This window comes from Hallella seregens ATCC 51272 (genome assembly GCF_000518545.1).
Taxonomy (GTDB): domain Bacteria; phylum Bacteroidota; class Bacteroidia; order Bacteroidales; family Bacteroidaceae; genus Prevotella; species Prevotella seregens.
In genome coordinates, this window is record NZ_JADU01000050.1 from 1 (window position 1) to 2885 (window position 2885).

Annotated in this window: 3 protein-coding genes and 2 pseudogenes; all 5 read left to right on the forward strand. The window is 45.3% G+C overall.

Annotated features, from left to right (window positions below):
- Positions 1-206: 206 nt before the first annotated feature.
- A complete protein-coding gene (locus L888_RS0111010) occupies positions 207-1004 on the forward strand; it encodes a topoisomerase C-terminal repeat-containing protein (RefSeq protein WP_027952929.1) in 798 nt (265 codons plus the stop codon).
- A gap of 1 nt (position 1005) precedes the next feature.
- Complete coding sequence (locus tag L888_RS0111015) at positions 1006-1515, forward strand: hypothetical protein (RefSeq protein WP_027952930.1); 510 nt, start codon at positions 1006-1008, stop codon at positions 1513-1515.
- 109 nt (positions 1516-1624) lie between these two features.
- Positions 1625-1816 carry a hypothetical protein gene (locus L888_RS0111020; RefSeq protein WP_027952931.1) on the forward strand — a complete coding sequence of 64 codons (192 nt, stop codon included), beginning with the start codon at positions 1625-1627 and terminating at the stop codon, positions 1814-1816.
- A 383-nt stretch (positions 1817-2199) separates the two neighbouring features.
- Positions 2200-2672 (forward strand): annotated as a pseudogene (locus tag L888_RS15040) (hypothetical protein).
- A gap of 4 nt (positions 2673-2676) precedes the next feature.
- Positions 2677-2817 (forward strand): annotated as a pseudogene (locus L888_RS14695) (NrfD family oxidoreductase membrane subunit); the annotation flags it as partial.
- Positions 2818-2885 lie beyond the last annotated feature (68 nt).

Below are 2885 nucleotides of genomic sequence, written 5' to 3' on the forward strand. Positions count from 1 at the left end.
CAATCATGTTGTGGCCAACAGGAGCAAATTCTACTTGGCCAAAAGGGTCAAAGTAGAGTGGCTTTTCCAGAAATACATCTGACAGGCCTGAATATGGGCAATTTTCTGTACTTTTGCACTTGCTACACTTTGTTATTTCGAGGAGGAGCGGTGCAAACGGCGGATTGCCAAAGATTAAGTAACATATAACGTAAAGAAATAACAAAATGAGTGATACTGACAATTTACTGACCTGTCCGGTCTGTGGTAGGGGCACAATGGAACATAACGAGCATGGGTGGAAGTGCTGTGAGCAGTCCTGTGGATTCGTTATCCCCAATCGGGTGTTTAATCTGGAGATGACGGAGGAACTGGTGACGCTGCTCGTGAAGCATGGTCATACGGGGGTGCTGCCCCTGCAGAACAGGGACGGTCAGCATTTCAAGGCGGCTCTCGTCATCCGTAATAGGAAAGTGGAGGTTTCATCAGGTGTGCATTACATTGATGGTGTATGTCCACTCTGCGGAGGCAGAATGCGCAAGACCTCAAAGGGCTACCGATGTGAGAACTCCCTTGGCAAGCACCCTTCATGTGATTTTATGATTCCGGGTATCATCTGCAACCGTAGGATTACGGAGCAGGATGCCGTGGAGTTCCTGAAGGGTAAGCACATCGTCCTGGAGGGATTTGCCTCGAACGAGTGGAAGATGTTTGCCTCGTCGTTGTCGATAGCCGAGGGTAAGGTGAAGTTGGAATCGCGCGTCGCGAAGTGTCCGCATTGCGGGGGCGACCTGCATGTAGGGCTGAAGGCATACAACTGCGCCAATTATCGCAATGCCGAACATCCCTGCAAGTTCTCCATCTGGCGGAACATCAGCGGCCATACCGTTTCGGTGGAGGAGGTGAAGCAAATTTGTGAACAGGGCGTGACCAAGGACAGCATAGAGTTTTACAAGGAAGACGGTACGGTGTACTACAAGCGTCTGCAACTAACGCCAGAAAAGGACAGAATTATCATGATTTAGTATGAAGCATATTACAACACAACTCTCGTTGATATTGGGCATCGCTGTACTCATGACATCGTGTACGGACAGGAAGAAGGAACTACAGCAACTGGCAGAGGAGAATCTTCGTCAGTCGGTGGAGTACCCCAAGCAGGTGGACATTGTGGCCGTTTCAGAGCCGGACTCTGCATTTGGGTTCAGCTATTTCACCCAAAAGGAAAAGGCGGGTATCGTCCGTATCATGAGGTCGGTCACTGATAGTATTATGAGGCGTACCGATAATATGCAGTCGCTGGACATCAACGATTTCTATGTGATGGATCTCGCAGAAAGGCAGATGCGTGCCAACTCGGACATCAGGCAAATACTCAATCTGGCAACCAATAGGAAAGAATGGACGGGGTGGAAAGTGAAGATCGACTATCAGGCGGTAACGCATCATGGCATGAAGTATAATGCCGAACGGTGGTTCTTCATCAGCAAGAATGGAAAGGCCGTGGTGAGGACGTTTGAACTGCCTCTGCCATAAATATTTTATTGCATATAAATACGATTTTTGTATATTTGTTTGGCTATATTCAAAATATGTTATATATTTGTAGTATGTTTAACTTTATAATAAAGGAAGGAGGATAACTATGATAAGAGACAAAGACGAAGCAATGAAAAAGTTAGCTATTGTGAAAGGCTACTTGACCAATGTTGCAATGGACGCAAATCAGCCTGTAGAGTTTATTAAATTGCATTTAACTCTTTTAGATGAAGTTCAGCTATTTATTGACCCGAAAGCAGATTTAAACAAAATTCAAGAAGAGGTTAATAAAAAATAGCTACGATAAATCTACACTTTTTACTAAAAGGATCGTCCGAAAGGATAATCCTTTTTTTTGTTATGAACTTTTCGTTTATATAAGCTGTGCTCATTTCATTTATTACTTCCTGCTTTTCTTGCTGCAAGTACTCATTTTCTTTGCAATGTTACGGCATAGGAAAGAACGGCAAGCATCGCTATGGCTATGCACAGAAAAAATAGACGGCAGCCTTCCCAACAATCATAGATTGGGGTGTTCCGTCAATTTTTCCGTGCATTGCTTGCCTTATCTTTCCCACTTATGCCGTCCTGTTTTGCTCGAAAATTAAGTACCTGCAAGAAGTCTGAAGACTTCACAAAAGGGAAAAGATTAAGATTTATAACCTCTTAAAATGATAAGTTATGCACGCATGGATTTTTCAATTATCGGAAAGACGCATTGAGGGCTATCTCTGTGAAGATACCTTGTTGCAGGGTGATGGCAGCGACTATGACTATTGTGCCGCCATATCAGAGGAGGAGCGGAAAAGAGCCGTTCGCTCACTCATGGAGGATATTCTGCCTTTGGGTATGTTTCGCCTCAAAGATGAAACGACACTGGGGTTTTGTGGTGGTTTCGAGCAGTGGAAACGTGAGTGGGTGGAGCGTATTCAGACGAAAAGGTAAACACCGAGAACGTGATGAACTCTTGCGGTGAGGTGTACCAGTTGGAGACCGAGTTAGAAAATCCGCTGGGAACCGATGCTCACTTCTACCTCTGCAATGACGACTATCAGACCTTTGCGGAGAAGTCGGCGGAGTTGATGCGAATGGTGGAGCATCTGACGGAGGGCGACGAACTTTATATCGGTGGTATCATTGATTTTCATTTCTAAGCGTATGGACAACATCAGTATTTTTTCAGTAGAGGGCGTTGATGCAAGGGAGATTTGCAATGCGCAGTTGGGCGATGCCCTGTTTGCCCCCTGCAGTGTGTGCGACAAGTGGAAAGACGATTTTCCGTCAGTAGATAACCTGTTTGGAAAAGCCACTCTACTTTGACCCTTTTGGCCAAGTAGAATTTGCTCCTGTTGGCCACAACATGATTG

What these genes read in the sequence shown, in the direction of transcription:
- L888_RS0111020 (WP_027952931.1), top strand. Translation starts at nt 1,625, where the DNA reads ATGATAAGAGACAAAGACGAAGCAATGAAAAAGTTAGCTATTGTGAAA.
- L888_RS0111015 (WP_027952930.1), top strand. Translation starts at nt 1,006, where the DNA reads ATGAAGCATATTACAACACAACTCTCGTTGATATTGGGCATCGCTGTA.
- L888_RS0111010 (WP_027952929.1), top strand. Translation starts at nt 207, where the DNA reads ATGAGTGATACTGACAATTTACTGACCTGTCCGGTCTGTGGTAGGGGC.